Source organism: Acinetobacter marinus, from assembly GCF_900096915.1.
In the GTDB taxonomy this organism is placed as follows: Bacteria; Pseudomonadota; Gammaproteobacteria; order Pseudomonadales; family Moraxellaceae; genus Acinetobacter; species Acinetobacter marinus.
Genome location: NZ_FMYK01000002.1, coordinates 18,500 through 36,275, shown reverse-complemented (window position 1 = coordinate 36,275; position 17,776 = coordinate 18,500). Strand labels below are relative to the sequence as shown.

General features: G+C 43.9%; 15 protein-coding genes and 5 tRNA genes. All 20 read right to left on the bottom strand.

Annotation, left to right across the window (positions count from 1 at the left end):
* Positions 1–180: 180 nt before the first annotated feature.
* The 20 genes from BLQ60_RS03565 to BLQ60_RS03470 all read right to left on the bottom strand — a co-directional run bounded on the left by BLQ60_RS03565 (position 181) and on the right by BLQ60_RS03470 (position 17,704).
* Positions 181–256, bottom strand: a tRNA-Trp gene (locus BLQ60_RS03565).
* A 63-nt stretch (positions 257–319) separates the two neighbouring features.
* A complete protein-coding gene (gene tuf / locus BLQ60_RS03560) occupies positions 320–1,510 on the bottom strand; it encodes an elongation factor Tu (RefSeq protein ID WP_092616210.1) in 1,191 nt (396 codons plus the stop codon).
* A gap of 221 nt (positions 1,511–1,731) precedes the next feature.
* Positions 1,732–1,806, bottom strand: a tRNA-Thr gene (locus tag BLQ60_RS03555).
* Positions 1,807–1,850: 44 nt separating this feature from the next.
* Positions 1,851–1,926, bottom strand: a tRNA-Gly gene (locus tag BLQ60_RS03550).
* Between the two features lie 63 nt (positions 1,927–1,989).
* Positions 1,990–2,073, bottom strand: a tRNA-Tyr gene (locus BLQ60_RS03545).
* A gap of 75 nt (positions 2,074–2,148) precedes the next feature.
* Positions 2,149–2,224: transfer RNA gene (locus BLQ60_RS03540), tRNA-Thr, on the bottom strand.
* A gap of 112 nt (positions 2,225–2,336) precedes the next feature.
* Positions 2,337–3,875, bottom strand: coding sequence for an anthranilate synthase component I (trpE, locus tag BLQ60_RS03535; RefSeq protein WP_092616206.1), 1,539 nt, complete (start codon positions 3,873–3,875; stop codon positions 2,337–2,339).
* Positions 3,876–4,022: 147 nt separating this feature from the next.
* Positions 4,023–4,697 (bottom strand): phosphoglycolate phosphatase, encoded by a 675-nt coding sequence (locus tag BLQ60_RS03530; protein WP_092616203.1) that lies wholly within the window; start codon positions 4,695–4,697, stop codon positions 4,023–4,025.
* Between the two features lie 124 nt (positions 4,698–4,821).
* On the bottom strand, positions 4,822–5,580 hold the full coding sequence (locus BLQ60_RS03525; protein WP_092616200.1) for an FHA domain-containing protein: 759 nt from the start codon (positions 5,578–5,580) through the stop codon (positions 4,822–4,824).
* Positions 5,581–5,735: 155 nt separating this feature from the next.
* Positions 5,736–8,048 (bottom strand): type II secretion system secretin GspD, encoded by a 2,313-nt coding sequence (gspD, locus tag BLQ60_RS03520; RefSeq protein ID WP_092616197.1) that lies wholly within the window; start codon positions 8,046–8,048, stop codon positions 5,736–5,738.
* Positions 8,049–8,090: 42 nt separating this feature from the next.
* Positions 8,091–8,945, bottom strand: a complete 855-nt coding sequence (locus tag BLQ60_RS03515; RefSeq protein WP_092616194.1) for a type II secretion system protein N — start codon at positions 8,943–8,945, stop codon at positions 8,091–8,093.
* A gap of 105 nt (positions 8,946–9,050) precedes the next feature.
* Positions 9,051–9,788, bottom strand: coding sequence for a type II secretion system protein N (gene gspN, locus BLQ60_RS03510; RefSeq protein WP_092617348.1), 738 nt, complete (start codon positions 9,786–9,788; stop codon positions 9,051–9,053).
* 273 nt (positions 9,789–10,061) lie between these two features.
* Positions 10,062–10,400 (bottom strand): H-NS histone family protein, encoded by a 339-nt coding sequence (locus tag BLQ60_RS03505; protein WP_092616191.1) that lies wholly within the window; start codon positions 10,398–10,400, stop codon positions 10,062–10,064.
* Between the two features lie 286 nt (positions 10,401–10,686).
* Positions 10,687–11,160: an acyl-CoA thioesterase gene (locus tag BLQ60_RS03500; protein WP_092617345.1), complete on the bottom strand. Its 474-nt coding sequence runs from the start codon at positions 11,158–11,160 to the stop codon at positions 10,687–10,689.
* A 127-nt stretch (positions 11,161–11,287) separates the two neighbouring features.
* The gene (locus BLQ60_RS03495) at positions 11,288–12,478 is read right to left on the bottom strand and encodes a hypothetical protein (protein WP_092616188.1); all 1,191 of its coding nucleotides are present in this window, start codon (positions 12,476–12,478) and stop codon (positions 11,288–11,290) included.
* A 27-nt stretch (positions 12,479–12,505) separates the two neighbouring features.
* Complete coding sequence (locus tag BLQ60_RS03490) at positions 12,506–13,471, bottom strand: hypothetical protein (RefSeq protein ID WP_143005172.1); 966 nt, start codon at positions 13,469–13,471, stop codon at positions 12,506–12,508.
* A gap of 65 nt (positions 13,472–13,536) precedes the next feature.
* Positions 13,537–14,388, bottom strand: coding sequence for a uroporphyrinogen-III synthase (locus BLQ60_RS03485; RefSeq protein ID WP_092616182.1), 852 nt, complete (start codon positions 14,386–14,388; stop codon positions 13,537–13,539).
* 30 nt (positions 14,389–14,418) lie between these two features.
* A complete protein-coding gene (gene hemC, locus BLQ60_RS03480) occupies positions 14,419–15,360 on the bottom strand; it encodes a hydroxymethylbilane synthase (protein WP_092616179.1) in 942 nt (313 codons plus the stop codon).
* A gap of 447 nt (positions 15,361–15,807) precedes the next feature.
* Positions 15,808–16,545 (bottom strand): LytR/AlgR family response regulator transcription factor, encoded by a 738-nt coding sequence (locus tag BLQ60_RS03475; protein WP_092616176.1) that lies wholly within the window; start codon positions 16,543–16,545, stop codon positions 15,808–15,810.
* Positions 16,546–16,612: 67 nt separating this feature from the next.
* Positions 16,613–17,704, bottom strand: coding sequence for a sensor histidine kinase (locus tag BLQ60_RS03470; RefSeq protein WP_092617342.1), 1,092 nt, complete (start codon positions 17,702–17,704; stop codon positions 16,613–16,615).
* Positions 17,705–17,776: the final 72 nt, after the last annotated feature.

Below are 17,776 nucleotides of genomic sequence, written 5' to 3'. Positions count from 1 at the left end.
CAACTTGCAAGCTGGAGCTGGGAAACTCAATTTAACAAGAGATACCAAATGCACTAGACCAAAGTCCTAAACAAATCTATTTGATCTGATTCTATCCAAATTTTTATGTGGGTAATGATGAGGGTTATAAAAATAAAAAATTATCAGTATTTATTCAAATCAATTATTTAGCATTATATTTGGCAGGTCAGGAGGGACTCGAACCCCCAACATTCGGTTTTGGAGACCGACGCTCTACCAATTGAACTACTGACCTGTGATACAGATCGGAAACGCATTCCCGACCTGATAAATTTTATTATACCGACTTCAGCGTAGCTTATGCAGTTACTTTCGCAACAACACCAGCACCTACTGTACGACCACCTTCACGGATCGCAAAACGTAGACCTGGATCCATCGCAATTGGGTGGATCAATTCTACTGACATTTCTACGTTGTCACCTGGCATAACCATTTCAACGCCGTCTTGCAATTGGATCGCACCAGTGACGTCGGTTGTACGGAAATAGAATTGTGGACGGTAACCGTTAAGGAATGGTGTATGACGACCACCTTCTTCTTTAGAAAGTACATATACTTCTGCGTCGAATTTAGTGTGCGGTTTGATTGTACCTGGCTTCGCCAATACTTGACCACGTTGTACTTCTTCACGTTTTGTACCACGTAGAAGTACACCACAGTTCTCGCCTGCACGACCTTCGTCAAGCAATTTACGGAACATTTCAACGCCAGTTACAGTCGTTTTCGCTGTATCTTTGATACCAACGATTTCAACTTCTTCACCAACTTTAACAATACCAGTTTCTACACGACCAGTAACAACTGTACCACGACCAGAAATCGAGAATACATCTTCAATCGGCATCAAGAAGTCTTTGTCAATTGCACGCTCTGGTTCTGGGATATAAGAATCAAGCGCTTCAACCAATGCAAGTACAGCAGATTCGCCGTATTGACCCGCATCACCTTCAAGCGCTTTCAATGCAGAACCACGGATAACAGGTGTGTCATCACCAGGGAAGTCATAAGAAGAAAGAAGTTCACGTACTTCCATTTCTACGAGTTCAAGCAATTCTTCATCATCAACAAGGTCACACTTGTTCAAGAATACAAGGATGTATGGTACACCAACCTGACGAGACAATAGGATGTGTTCACGTGTTTGTGGCATTGGACCATCAGTCGCAGCACATACAAGAATCGCACCGTCCATTTGCGCAGCACCAGTAATCATGTTTTTCACATAATCGGCGTGTCCTGGGCAGTCTACGTGTGCGTAGTGACGTGTAGGAGAATCGTATTCTACGTGTGAAGTATTAATGGTAATACCACGTGCTTTTTCTTCTGGTGCAGAGTCGATTGCTGCGTAGTCTTTTGCTTCACCACCGTAGGTTTTAGCACAGATTGTTGCAATCGCTGCTGTCAAAGTTGTTTTACCATGGTCAACGTGACCGATCGTGCCCACGTTTACGTGTGGTTTATTACGTTCAAACTTAGCCTTAGCCATGATGATACTCCTCGCTTACGTCGAGACTCTCGATCCTGATGTATTGCTATTTGGTAAAATAACAATCTTTCAGCTATCGACTGAAATATGTTCAGGTCTTAAAAATTTAAAAAACTGAACGCCTAATACTTTAAAAGCAGACTAAATAGCCTGCTTTGAGATAAAATTCTATGTTTTGATTACTGTGTGAATATTGACACACTGGTAATTTAAATCAAATCTGGAGCTCTTATCGAGATTTGAACTCGAGACCTCTCCCTTACCAAGGGAGTGCTCTACCACTGAGCTATAAGAGCAATCACTACGTGATGTAGTTATTCAGTTTTCAATGCTCTTCGAATGGAGCGGGAGACGAGGGTCGAACTCGCGACATGCAGCTTGGAAGGCTGCCGCTCTACCAACTGAGCTACTCCCGCAGATGTTGGTTGCTTCAATATTCTTTAAATACTTGAAGTCAGCACTCAATCGAAGTTGAAAAATGGTGGTGAGGGAAGGATTCGAACCTTCGAAACTTTCGTGGCAGAGTTACAGTCTGCTCCCTTTGACCGCTCGGGAACCTCACCTTTTTTCACTCTTATTAGAGCTCGTTACTTCTGCTATCTTACCATATTTTAAAAATATTCAATCATTCTTAAAAATGGTGCCGGCACACGGATTCGAACTGTGGACCTACTGATTACAAGTCAGTTGCTCTACCAACTGAGCTATGCCGGCTTTTCGATATTTCACATCATTTCATCAATGACGTTTCGCATCAGAACGGTGTGCAGTTTAGCAAAACTTTCAAACGATGCAAGTGCTTTTTTTACTGAAATGCTATGAATTCCTATAAAATCAAACCATTTGACGATAATTCAACCGCTTTGATCACTGCACGTGCTTTAATTTGGGTTTCATTCCATTCCGATTCAGGATTAGAGTCCGCCACCAAACCTGCGCCTGCTTGGACATAGACTTTGCCTTCTCGGATAATCCCCGTCCGAATCGCAATCGACATATCCATCTCACCATGCCATCCAAGATAACCAACTGCCCCGCCGAATACGCCACGTTTGACAGGTTCGACTTCATCAATGATTTCCATGGCACGAATCTTTGGCGCACCTGACAGCGTTCCTGCAGGGAAAGTCGCTTTTAATACGTCTAGCGCATCAACATCATCCAACACTTCACCTTGCACATTCGAGACGATGTGCATGACATGGGAATAGCGCTCAATCACCATCTGATCAGTGACTTGTACTTTGCCAATTTTCGAGACACGACCAATATCATTGCGCCCGAGATCGATGAGCATCAGATGTTCAGCAATTTCTTTTTCATCGGCAAGCAAGTCTTTTTCTAAAACCAAATCTTCTTCATGAGTTTTGCCACGGGGACGAGTGCCTGCCAACGGGCGCACCGTTGCCACACCATCTTCTAAACGGCACAAAATCTCAGGTGATGAGCCAACAATATGAAACGGCTTTTGATCGTGTAGGGTATAGCCTTGTACCAAGAATAAGTACGGCGATGGATTGAGGTGACGAAGCGCACGATAGACCGAAATCGCATCGCCATCAAAATTGGAGACCATGCGATGCCCAGGCACCACCTGCATCACATCTCCCGCACGGATATATTCTTTCACCGTTTCGATGGTGTCTAAGAATTTTTGTTTGCCCGTTAAAGATTCGAATTGTGGCGCAGTGTGTGGTTGTGCCGCCAAACTCACAGGCTGCGCAAGCAAGGCTTCGATTTCATCAAGACGTTGTTGTGCCTTTTCATAGCCATCGGCTTGGCTGGCATCGGCATGACTGATCAAAAACATGGTGTCTTTGAGATTATCAAACACGATCACGGTTTTTGAGAGCATCATCCAAATATCTGGCAAGCCCACAGGATCAGCTTCAGGGACATTGGTTAATTTTGGCTCGATATAGCGCACCGAGTCATAGCCAAAATATCCGACTAGACCGCCTGTAAATTGCGGTAACTCTGGAAGCTCTGCATGCGGTGGCACTTTAAACTGGGCTTGATAATCCCGAATATATTGAAAAGGATCGGTGCACGGCTGAGTTGAAACTTGCCCTTGTTCGTCTTGAATACTCAGCACGCCTGCATTGCAGGAAAATACCGTACTTTCACCCAAACCAATGATCGAATAGCGTGCCCACGTCTCCCCGCCTTCGACCGATTCAAACAAATACGCCAATGCCTGCTGACGCAAACGTGCAAAAACAGTGAGTGGTGTTTCGGTATCCGCTAAACGTTGACGAAATACAGGAATGGTCTGATAGCCTGCTTGGACGAGGCGTTGGAATTGGCTGTTTTGCAGTTGATCGTTTTGAAGTTGTGCTTTTTGAAGCTGATCGTGTGAGGTCATGGTCTTTACTCAATGTTGAAAAAATGATTCGAAAAAATGGGCTCAGATACAGACTCGCCATCGAAACATGATTGGGCACAACATTGTTTTAGACATATTTTCCTCAATTTTTTTAAATTGAAAAGTTTAGGTAAATGAGCAGATGATTTAGTGTGAAATAAGCGCCGCCAATGAATCAATCACCATCTGCGGTGCGCAGGCATGAATATCTTCACCATGATTATAGCCATAACTGAGCACAATACAATCGACATGCGCAGCACGTGCCGCTTCGACATCATTGCGTGAATCACCAATCATCAAGGTCTGTTCAGGCTTTTGCTGAAAATAATGCATAGTATGCAACAGTGGCTCAGGATGAGGCTTGCGATGGGTCAACGAATCGCCACCGATCACCAGTGCAAAACGATCAAGAATATTCAGTTGCTTGAGCAAACCATGTGCCGCATCGAATGGCTTGTTGGTGACACATGCCAATGTTTTTTTCTCAGCACGGCAATAATCCAAAAACTCCAGCACCCCGTCATAAATTACGGTATCAACACACAGATGACGCTGATAAACCGCCAAAAATTTCTGTAAAAGCTGTTGCTGAAGTTCAGGATTTAAACCGTGCTCTTGATATTGAATCACACAACTACACAGTTGTGATGCGCCTTTGCCCACCCAGTTACGCACTTGCGACTCAGTGACTGCAGGACGACCCAGTTCAGCCAGTGCCATATTCATCGAGGCATACAGGTCACGGGCGGAATCCACCAAAGTGCCATCCAAGTCGAACATGATCAATTGGCGCTGTGAAATATCTGCGATCAGATTCATGAAGCCCTCTATCTATTCAGTTCTAACTACCCAGTTCTATCTACTCAGTTCTAGCTATTTAATGCGATCTAATAGTACGATCTTTTCGGTGCATTCAAAGGTAAAACATTGCGTTTAAACGTGATTAAACCACGAAAAAGATCACAGCCAAGACAATTAAAATCACCAAGACAATCAGACTCATCAAGCCGACTTTGGCATTTTTTTGCTGAGTTTGCGCTTGCTCAACACGACTTTCAGGCTGTTCGATCGGTACCGCTTTTGGCTCAGGTGCTACATCTACAGCGACATGTTCTGGAATTGGCGCTGGCTTTGGCACACCGACATTTTCAGGCATACCGTCTTGTTTCACCTCAACATCACCACGCTCCGCAAGCGTTGGCATACCTTGGTCAGATGGCACGACTTTTTCTAAATCAGGCGCTGTAGACACTGGTGCTGTTTCAGTTTTATCTGTTTCAATTTTATCTGTTTTTGTTTCAATCGATTCTGTGATTTCTGCTTCAGAAAGCACTGACTCAGCTACAGTTGGCTCAGACACACTTGTATCGGGTACGACTGTTGGCGTACTGGTCGTGCTTGCATCAGCTTGTTCAGCGACAATTTTAAAGCGAATTGTTTCAAAATTGATTTGATCTAAATGTTTGAGCTGATGCGAGGTGATACGTTGATCATTGACGAAGGTACCATTCGACGATTCTAAATCTTGAATCCACAACTGACGCCCCTGCTCCTTAAGCAGCAGTGCCGCATGACGACGAGAGACATGCGAAGCCTGCAAGACAATATCTGCTTGCTGATGACGTCCAATCACCATATCTCGATCGATGACAATGGTCTGTCCTTCAATCGGCTCGCTTATTGCAATCAGCTTCCAGTTCATCAAAACACCTCTTTCACGGCGATACACATCAATTACGCCGAATTCATATCAATATTACGTTGTTCCCCATCATTCAATAACAGCGCTGTAGATGCAAGTCTTTACACCATTTATTACATGAAATTATGCAATGAAACAGCATATACGCAGTAAAACTAATCAACTCGAATCGTGGTCTCGGTCACTGTATTGCTGGTACGTTCAACTTGTGGCGCTGGATAGGCTTCAGCGGTTGGCGTCACCACAACGGTTTGGGGTGCATAACTTTGTGGTGCATTCAAATTTTGACGCAGATCAATCACCGTTTCACCATTTTGCTTTTGAATCGCAGTCACAGGGACAGTCTGATATTTTTGACCATCTTCTGGATTACGCTGATCTTTTGGAATCGGCAACGTGATCCGTGGATCGTAAATTTCCTCGACAGTATCAGGCAAGGTGGCAAAACTACCATCCTTATCAAAAGCAATCTGTAGACTGCGAATCTGATTATAACGGTCGCCCGTGACACGACGACCATCGGCAGCATCTTTGATAATGGTTGGATGAATAAATACCAACAGATTGCGCTTTTCGGTGCTGGCATTGTCTGAGCGGAATAAGCGCCCAACGACAGGAATCCGCCCTAAACCAGGAATGGCTTGACGTCCTTCGGAACGATCATCTTTCATCAAGCCACCCAGTACGATGGTTTGTCCATTTTCCGCCAAGATTGCCGTTTTGATGGCACGCTTACTGGTGATAATGTCTGCCGCCGAAGTATCGTCCTGCACAGCAGACACTTCTTGCTCCACTTCGAGACGAATCGTGCCACCTTCACCAATATGCGGTATGACTTTCAAGGTGATCCCGACATCTTTACGCTCAATGGTGGTGTAAGGGTTGGCTGTTCCACCACTGGTACTGACCGAACCTGTGACAAAGGGAACGTTTTCACCAACCACAATATAGGCTTCTTCATTGTCCATGGTCACCACAGACGGCGCAGATAGCAGATTGGACTTATTACTTTGCTCGAGTGCTTGAACCAACACGCCAAAGAAACTTCTTGTGCCATCGCTATTAGAGCTATAGTCACCGATCGCAAAGGATCCGCCACTACTCATATTGCCCAGTGCGGTCGCCTGACTGGATGTCCCGCCCAGATAAGCCCCTGCGATACTGGCGATACTGGCGCCTGCATTGGCGAAGTTGATCAAGCCCACACCGCTGGATAAGTCACCGAGCGCCCACTGCACACCGAGTTGATCAGCATTGGTGCCTGAAATTTCTAAAATCGCCGCTTCGATCAGCACTTGTTGACGGCGAATATCGAGTTGCTCAATGGCGCTTTCAAGTTCACGCATCAACTGTGGCTCAGCTTTGACCACCAACGCATTTTGCGTGGCATCAGCAATGATACTGACCCCATTGGCGCTAAAACTGGTCAGGGCATTTTGATTGGTATTATTATTGTTCCCTGTAAGATTAATCAACGAGCCTGAGTTATTCGAGCCACTGGAGGTGGTGCTTGAGCTATTGCCATTATTTAATAATGAGGTGATTTGATTCGAGGTCGTATTGTTATTATTTGAATTACTCGAACTATTTACCGCTTGCCCTGTGACTAATCCTTGTAAAATTTCCGCCAAATTTTTGGCATTGGCATGTTTTAAACGAAACACCCGTAAGCCACCCAAACGATCCGCAGACGGCACATCCAGCATTTCGATCAATTGACGGATACGCTTACGGCTATGGGTATCACCTTTGATGATAATGCGGTTGGTACGTGCATCAGCAATCACCCGCACCCGTGAGCCTTTCACATCTTTGGCTGCACCCGTGGAACTCATCGAATCCAACAGCCCTAATATTTCTTCGGCTTGGCTCGACTGTAGCGCAACCGCCTCAATATCATTTTCACCCGTACCGTCTAAGTTGCGAATAATGGTTTCCAGTTGATAAATATTCGCTGCTCGATCAGACACGATCAAGGCATTAGTACCAGGCACTGCCGCCAAATGCGCAAACTGTGGCATCAATGGACGTAGCGCAGGAATCAAATCATTGGGATTGGTATTATCCAGCCAAATCACCCGTGTCACAATTTGATCGCCACGAGCATTATTGCGGGCATCAAACGGGATGCCTGAGTTTTTGACATTATTATCAGGCACCAGTTTGATGGTATTGCCCGATGGAATCGCTACCACGCCATTGACATTGAGCACGCCAAGAAACAGATCGTAGACTTGATCTTTGTTCAGTGGTTTATTGGAAATCACAGTGACATTACCACGCACCCGTGGATCAACCGCAAAATTCTTACCCGTAATGTCCGCCACTTCATTGATAAAAGCGGTCAAATCTGCATCCCGCAGATTAATTTTCCACGTTTGCGCATGGCTTGCCTGCGACGCCACAAAGATCATCGGTGCTACTGCAAGTGCAGCCCAAAGTTGACGATTTGCAAAAGATGAAGTCATGTTACGCACTTGCCTCATTTATTCATTACACATCACTGTGCGTTAAAAACTTTGTTGGATGGTCATCGTTTGATCACCACGTTGTATTTCGATTTTGGCTTGTCCAGCTTGACGCACTTGTTCCAGCAATTGTGCTTCATTCACCCCTGATGACAACGCCTGTCCATTCACCGATAGAATTTTATCACCCGCTTTTAAGCCCAATCGAGCACGCAATGCCGCAGGTGTCTGATCCGTGACTTCAAAACCATTTTGTCCCGTCGTCACACCCATTTGACCCAAATATTGTTCACGATCTTGTTTCAGTTTTTCAATGGCTTGGTCAATGGCACGATCAGATCGTTTATTTTCCGTATTCGGTTGCTGTGCAGTTGTAGGTGGACTAGTTTGTTGTGTTGACGACCCTTGTGCTGGCGGTGGTGTATTTGCGGTACTGGTTTCATCGCCGAATTTTACCTCTCGGGTTTGTCCACTACTTTCACGAATAAACACCCGATCCCAATACACTTCTGCCAAGGTCATATTGGTCTCGTCGATGGTTTCACCCACCCGATAACTGCTGGCAGTATTATTAACACGCAACACCGCCGATGACAGATAACTCGGACTTGCCAACACCACACCTTCCAGTTTGACAGGTAAGTTTGCCTGCTGTGCTTGCGGGTTTTGACCTTGTTCTTCAAACAGTGAAAAACGCACAATATCAGGCATACGCACTTGCTGTGAACCCAACACCACTGGCTGGATGGTCGGTGCTTTCGGCGGAGAGGCAAACCACCAAAATAAATTCGCCAAACGCCAGCACAGCCACAACATCAAAATAAAAAACAGTACGGGTGCCACTTTATTGAATTTTTCGGCATTGAAGCGTGCTAACCACTGTTGGATATTAGTCATGATGGTTCGCCTCTTGCCACTGTGCCCATGCATCAACCTGACTCACGACCATCCGCTTTATCCCAGCCCGCTTTATCTCAAGCCAATTCATCATCGCCCGCTTCATTACAAGCTACCCAAAGGCTGACGAGTACTCACTACAGCCGTATCCATACCCGCTTTACCTTGATAACTCGGTGCATTCAGCAAGAAGCGCTGGGTAATTTGCACATCCAGCATATTGCTCTTATCTAGACTGAGATCAGCCATGCGTTGCTTCTGACCATCTTGTACTGCGAGTTTCAATTGTTCTTTTTCAGCGCTCAACTGTCCAACCAATGGCGGAATATCGATACGCTCTAAACGTTGCCCCATCGGATAATTCAGCAAGCCACCCGCCCATGTGAGCTGACCATCCGCATCTTGATAACCTTGTTGCTTTTTATATTTCAGCGAAACATCTTTGAGCTTAATATTGCTACTTGGCCATTGCCAATCCACCACACTGGCTAAGGTCTCACTGCTGATTTCGCCATTCACATCGCTTAGATAGACATTTTTGCCCAGACCATAGGCAGCAATGGCATTGATCTCGGTTTGCCCAGAATGAATACTAATATTCGACGCCGCACGCAAACGCAACAGCTCCCATGGACGAGTCGACCACGACAGCGTGCCTTGTAAGTTTTGATAAGACCAATCCGCTTCACCCTGCCAGATATTGCCACTGACATTATGAAGACTACGCAAATTTGGATAAAATTTTGACAACAACCATGCCGCAGGCACTTGTAATAATACAAATAACGCAAAAAGACTGAAAAACACCATCAGCCAAAATCTTAGAATTTTTTTATTGGTCATCCACATCATTACCCAAAATACGCCACAACTACATCCATGAATCGTTATTGATCCGCAATTCTTAACACATTATGCACATTTTGCGCCATGAACCAACACTAGAATTTCACAAAGCGCAAATAAAAAAACCAAGCCGTGGCTTGGTTTGATCGATTATCAATGGCTTAGATGACCATTTCATGACAACTGACAACAATGACAGATTTGATCAATCATATTGCCGTGCTGACAGTGCATGATGGCTTCTCATGAAGTCTCTGATTAGATTGCGGATTAAATCTCTAAATCAGTGATTTTTTTACCTGAAGCAAGTGCCTCAACCACCCAACGTGGCTGCTTACCACGACCTGTCCACGTTTGGCTAGCATCTTTTGGATTACGATAGCGTGGTGCCACTTTACGAGTCGGCTTGGCTTTTTTGCTTGTGCCATGCGCAAGTAGCTCATCAAGCGTCATATCCACGCTTTTAGCCACTTCAATCAACTGCGCATAGGCTTGATCTACTTTCTCTTTTTCTTTTTTCTCGAGCATTTGTTGTGCTTTTTCCGAGATTGCTTTGAGTTGATTTGGGTCGAATTGGGTTAAATCCAATTGATCAATATTTGTTGCCATTGTTGTCTCTCATTTGAATGATGATAAATATTAAATCGACAAGGCAAAATGGATGTTCATTATCGATTTACTTATTCGACCTTATAACATATTGCGCATAAATAATGATATGGATTATGTAATTTTTAATGGATTGTCCGAATTAAAAAGCACCGATTTAAAAGTAACGATTTAAAAACCATGCTTCAAAAAACGATGCTTTAAAAACTCAGCTTAAAATAATGCATTTCAAAAACCACGCTCACAACTGTTTACTTTCAGCATTTTTACTTCAATATTGACTCACTTAGAATATGTGTCCAGCTTGTGTTTCAAATGCAATCACTTGCTGTTTAAATGCATCAGGAATAACTTTTTTGACTTGCGTTTTGGCATCTAAGCAGACAATCACGGCCTCACCATCGGCAACGACTTTATTTTGGCTTTGACTAAATAAAGTATAACGCATGGTCATTGAGGTATTGCCAAACTGTTCGACACGGGTCGCCACAATTAATTGATCTGGATAAAATACAGGGCTTAAATAGCGACAATCACTTTTTGCGATCACAGTAATTAAATCATGCGCAAAGAGTTTAAATTGCTCAAAATAATTGATCCGTGCACTTTCAAAGTAACGATAATACATGACATTATTGACATGACCAAAAGCATCCATATCTCCCCACGCCACGGTTTGCGCAAAGTGTAATGGATAATCCTGAATCTGACTTAAATCCAAATCTTGTGCTACCTGTTCTGAATGTTTTTGCTCTGACATGCTTTGCTCCGACATAACCAGCCCCTTAAAATGATTCATTAATACAAAATGCGATAATGCAAAATGCGATCGATACCAAATCAACTATTTCGCACACCGCCATACAGCATAAGCGATAAAGTAAACGCTATAAATTAAACTTAAAATCTTGCTCAGAGAACTGCAACATCAATTTTAAATCATGTTGTAATTCATCCGAAGATAATGCGTTTTTCACCCGCAAATATGCCATATATGGATCGTCTGGATATTGTACCAACAAGTGATTCGCCTGAGTAATATCACCTTGCTGCTGGGCGATATGCCACTGGGCAAATGCAAGACTCGGCTGTGCAGGATATTGTTGTGACCACGATTCGATTTTTTCAGCGATCACAGCAATATCCAAGTGTGCATGCTCAAATACCTGATCGAGCCAAATATACAACACCTCAGGCACGAAACGCTCAGCTAATATTTGCTCTGCAAAAATAAAACTGTGTGCATCAAAACGCTCAAATTGCACCATGAGTTTTAATAAGACAATTTTATGTTCAACAGGATAGCTTTGAATCATTTCCTGCTGATTTTCAATCCACTGCGCCAGTTGATCAATTGCTTGTGCATCGGCACGGTCTTTATATTGAAATAATGCTTGCAACCATAATATATTTTGCGTTTGCTCAAATTGTGGCTGATACGTGGCATCAAACATTTTCCACGGATATTGCAGTGACAGTTGCAACCATTTTTGCTGAAGCTGTGCTTGATAGGCGCTTTTGACTGGATTTAACCATGTGGATAAAGGTTGCACACTTAAGAATTCTATACGCTCAAATGCTTCCGCATGATTTTCCTCAAGTAGCGCAATATCAATTTTGAGTAGTTCTGCCAATTCGAACAGTGGATTTTTACTGTGCTTCAACCAGTCTTTTGCCGTTTCAGCATCCATTTGATTCAGCGACATTTGCGCTCGAATTAACGGATGCAATAATGCAGAGGCTTGATAGGTCGAGATAATCTGTTGTTGTTCATATTGTTCGGCTTTGAGTAGCCACAATATCCCAAGTCGCTCATAGGGGTGCAGTTTGTGAAATGATTTAGGCTGCAAATGATTTTGAATATTGCGCCGAAAAATACGCTTTAAAACAGTCCAACTGGCATAAAGTGCGATAAGTAAAATAAAAAATAAGATCAACACCAATAATAAATTGGTTTGCAGTTGCCAGCCGTGCCATTGCAAAAATACATAACCAAAACCGACATTAAAACTGAGCACAATAAATGCGCCGACGAGGATCAAAAATAAGATCAGATAGGCAAAAATCACATTACGCATGCCAGCTCTCCCACGTTGATCCGCACATCATGGTGTTTCACCCAATAATGTCATCGCACTGAGTTGCGGTGCAGGATTCAATGCCATGCGATCAAGGCGATTTAGACTGTTCAGCACCGACTTAGAGGTCGCATCTGGATAGGTATTCAATTCCTTTTTCAAGGTGTCGATTTGCTGACGATAAAAGGCGTTTTGCCCTGCATATAAGGCTTGTTGTGCCAGCAAAATTTGCAATTGCATTTCTTTATAATGCAAGGCACGTTGTTGTAGGTTTGGCGCAGTTTTTCCCTGTTCAACACGTTGTAAATTAAACCAATTCGACCAAGATGACTTCTGGCTCGGCTGATCGAGTGCTGTAGGTTCAAGCTGTGTTTCGATTTTTTGCAGCTGTTGTTGTAATACCGCCAAATGTTCACTGCGCTGTTGTAAATATTGGGTAATGCTATTTTGATCGCGTTGCAATGCTTCAATCAGGGTTGAGTTCAAGCTACTGGCAAGCAATTGCTCTTGACCGAGCTTTTGTTTGAGACTTTGGATTTGTGACAATGCCATACTGATGCGCTGTTGTTGCAACATGGCTTGGATCAGGCTGAGTCGATCTTTGACATAATTCAAGCGATCTTGGATCAGCCGTTGGCTCTCAAAATTCGAAGCATTGATACTGGCAAGGGTTGGGTTCAACGCATGTAAATTGTTTGATGTCGCAGGTGCGGTGCTCGACTGTGTCTGTGTGCTTGAGTCATTTTGCTTTGTTTGGGTTTGACTGTTTGTGGCGATCTGATCTTGTGCCTGCACACTTGGTTCGCCATGCTCATGAAACTGTTGCAACAACACCAGTTGATCATACAATGCCGAAACCCGCTGATTCTGCTGATTCAGACTTTTGCTTAATGTATTGAGCTGATCCGCCTTGACATAATACATATCAAAGCTGAGCTTACCCAGCCAAGCAACAACTAAGAGCAGAACCAAAGCACCTATTTTATTCATCATTCTTCATCAATATTCATATCAATCATTGCGTCAAAATTTCACAGCGCACACCAATCAAGCCACTGCTACCCCGCATTGTTGCGATTCTGAACAACGCTGTCAATTTCATTTGCTTGTAAATGCTGTACAGTCATGATGTGCTCGGGATTTGGCAACGCATCTCGAAGCACTTGACTGACACGTTCGCCCAGCACCACATATTGATTTTCAGCAAATACATCTTGATTCACGATACGATGCTCAATCATGCGCTCTGTGAGCTGTTGCCAATTTTTCCAACTTTGTTCACTGCTGATCAAAATCATCGCAGGCAGTTGCTGTACAAGCTGTTTTAAATCATCAATGGTATAATTCGGCATTGCACGATGATACAGCAACATATTCAAAACATGACAACCTTGTGCAGTCAGCGCATCCATCATCAAGGTTCGTCCACCTATGCCCCGCCAAAAGGCAATGGTTACATTTGCTGTATCATTTTCTGTGTCAGTTTTTGTGTCACGTGATGTACTCGATTGTGCCGAGATCAGATCATTTAAAATCGGCAGTTGCAACATGCCTTCAGAGGTTTCCACTGTGGGGCAAATACTGTCAATTTGATGTTTTGACAATGCTAACTGTGTAGATCGTCCAACTGCAATCCATTGTTTTGTCTGTAATTCAGTCAAGGAAATATCACATTGCAACGCATATTGTATGCCCAGCTCAACCGCAATCGGGCTGACCACCACCACAATTTTTGCATCTTTCAATTGAGCAAACTGCGTCTTTAACCCAGTATCAAGCGTCATCGGCTCTAAGGACAACAAAGGCAATTCATACACGGCATAACCCAAACCCTGCAACGCTTCAGTTAAAACGCTCGCACGCTCTGCAGGACGCGTATTAATCAGTGGCTTTGATCTGCGTTGGGTCATAGCTAAATCAACAAATTGCTTTAATTCATCTTACTGCTGATCTTGGCTTTGGTCTTGATACAGCGCTTGCAACAACTCTCCCGCACCTTGCGCCAATAAATCCTTGGCGAGTGCTACACCCATTTCTTCTGTTTGTGCTAGCGAACCTTGTTGCTTAGCAATCAGTAATTGCTCTCCATCTGGTGAACCAACTCGTCCTTCGATATGAATTTGGTCGCCAAGCCACTGGGCAAATGCAGCGATCGGCACTTGGCAACCACCTTCAAGATGCGCATTAAACGCACGTTCGGCACGCACACAAGCTGAGGTTTCAGCATCATTTAATGCCGCAATCCAGCCGTGCATTTGTGCATCATCGCTACGACATTCGAGTCCTAATGCGCCTTGACCGACTGCAGGTAAACTCACTTCAGGACTTAAGCTATGGCGAATGCGTCCGTGTAATTCTAAGCGCTTCAATCCTGCGCTCGCCAAGATAATCGCATCATACTGCCCATCATCGAGCTTGGATAACCGTGTCCCCACATTGCCTCGCAAATCCAGCACATTCAAATCTGGACGACGTGCCAAAATCTGACAGCGACGGCGTAAGCTCGACGTTCCGACTTTTGCGCCTTGTGGTAAATCATCAAAATGCACATATTGATTGGACACAAAGGCATCTAGCGGGTCTTCACGGGTGCAGATGGCAGCCAGTTCCAAGCCTTCGGGCAACTGCATCGGCACATCTTTCATCGAATGCACCGCCAGATCCGCACGACCATCAAGTAATGCAGCTTCCAGCTCTTTGACAAATAACCCTTTTCCGCCGATCTTGGCAAGCGGTGTATCTAAAATCTTGTCGCCTTGAGTCACGAAAGTCACCAGCTCAACGCTTAAATCTTGATGTAATGCTTCTAGACGTTGTTTGATATGCTCCGCCTGCCAAAGCGCCAAAGGACTTTTACGGGTGGCAATTTTTAGTATAGGCATGGCACAAACTCGGCAACAATCAAGGATGACTTACACTACCGTGCTGAGACAGAATTGCAAGTCATTTTGGCAATTTTGATTTTTTCGCCTGAACTTAAAAACAACCTCAGTTCTAAATAAGATGAGTAGAAATTATCTGATTCGTGGGAACGTCAGTCGCATTGTTCGAGGTCAGAACAGCTTTAGTAAAGTAGCGTTTTTCAAGGCATTCGATTGATTTTGATGTATGACCGAGTTTGCGACTGACAAATGGCTTTGCCTACTTTCCCCGAAAGGAAAGTAGGTCGAACCGAAGGTTAATCCCAACTTATGTACATACATCACAAATTTCATCAAACTCAGATTTATCGTTGAAGTAGAATCTGTAGACATTTCAGTCATGCATTGTGTTATCTGCTAAAACTATAAAAACGAGGTTAACGCAGTAGTGAGCTCAAAGCACTTTAATTATAAATTTTGAATACGCTCTTTGATCAAGGGCAAATGCCGTCGACTAATCATCAACTTTTCATCAATCTCTTTACACCGCACTTGATATTGCCCATTGGACTGCATTTCCAAACCATCTAAATATTTCAATGACATCAAGGCATTACGATGGATACGCACAAAACTGCTTTCTAACTCAGTTTCTAATTCTTTCAGCGTTTCATCGATCAGCACCTGACCATTCTTATGGCGCACCATGACATATTTCTGGTCAGCTAAGAAATAGTAAATATCATCAATCGCAATCAGCTCTACACCACGATGGGTTTTCGCTACGATATTTTGTCTAGTTTGATGTTCAGGATCTTTTTCTGTCGTCGGTAAAGCCTGCAACTGCGCTTGATTGAGTTTGGTGGCTTTATGCAAGGCTTGCGACAAGTCATCCATGCCGATCGGCTTGAGCAGATAGGCAATGGCATTGGTTTTAAAGGCATCAATGGCATATTGATCAAATGCGGTACAAAAGGCGATCGCTGGCGGTGTATCCAACGCACTGAGTTTATGTGCGCACTCCAAACCGTTCATTTCTGGCATACGAATATCTAGTAAGATCACATCAGGCTGTTCTTGCTCGACCAGCTCCAGTGCTTCGACACCATTTTTGGCTTGCCCAAGCACACGATGCCCCAGATGTGTCAACATGCGCTCTAATCGTTCACGTGCTAATGGCTCGTCGTCACAGACTACAATATCCATTATATTCCCCATCGTTTTTTGGTACAGATGAATACTTGCGTTGCATCTGTTTTTTTAATGATTTCGTTTAATATCGATAACTCAACAAAGTCGTGTAGACATCGTCACGGGCAAAGGTCGAAAATTTCACCTCAGCACCATAATACGCCTTAAGACGTTGTTTCACGTTATCGATGGCAATTCCATTGCCTTGATTCGATTTTAAATTTGACTGCCCTACTTTGAGTTGGTAAGGATTGGTCAAAACAATACTGACATGATCGCCACGTATTTCGATTAATATACTGACTAAACTCGATTTAGACAATGACTCTACGCCATGATATATACAATTTTCCAATAATGGTTGTAAAGTGAGCAACGGAATTTTGGCTTGATCCAGCATATTTTCGCCATCGATGCGCCATTTCACCTCTAGCCGATCACCGAGTCGCACCGATTCAATTTTTAAATAACGCTGACACAATTCGACTTCTTCGCGCAGACTCACTTCTCGCAATTCCGTTAAACTCGCCCGAAATAGACTCGATAAATCAATCAACATTTGTTCGGCTTTAAACGGATCACTGCCGATCAAACTGACCACACTATTTAAGCTATTAAATAAAAAATGTGGATGAATCCGAGCTTGTAACGCCTGCACTCGTGCCATCAGTTCTGACTGGCGTTGCTGTGTCACCAACTCACGTACATACAAATAACGCAGCACAATCAAGCCAATGCCACCGCCAAGCACCATCCGTCGCAAGCTATGTTCGCTGATGATCGCCCATGTTAAAGGTGCTGCTGTAAATTGGGCATGATGCTGCAGGATATTGATCATGAAACTACTGAGCAAAATGATGGCAATCAACAACACAAAGCCCAATTGATAAAAGGTTTTACGTTCTAATTGCAACCATCGACGCTGTAAAACATCCATACAGGTCGCAAATGCCACACAGACCCAACTGACAAATAACAGATGATGAATCAACAATGCCCATGAAATATCCGACAGCTTCGCCACACTCGCCACCGCCAGAATCAAACCCAGTGCATTACTCGCCAGTAATAACTCCAGCACGTGGCGCCACTGCTTAAAGTCACGAAAGCCGTATTGCTGAACCTGTGCTGAAGGGTCAGATTTTGTGGGGTCGGATTTTGTGTGTTGTGCCATGCAGTTGCACGTCCTGTTGAGCGATGGATAATATTGATTTAAATAGATCAAGCAACAGCTTAACTTAGCATA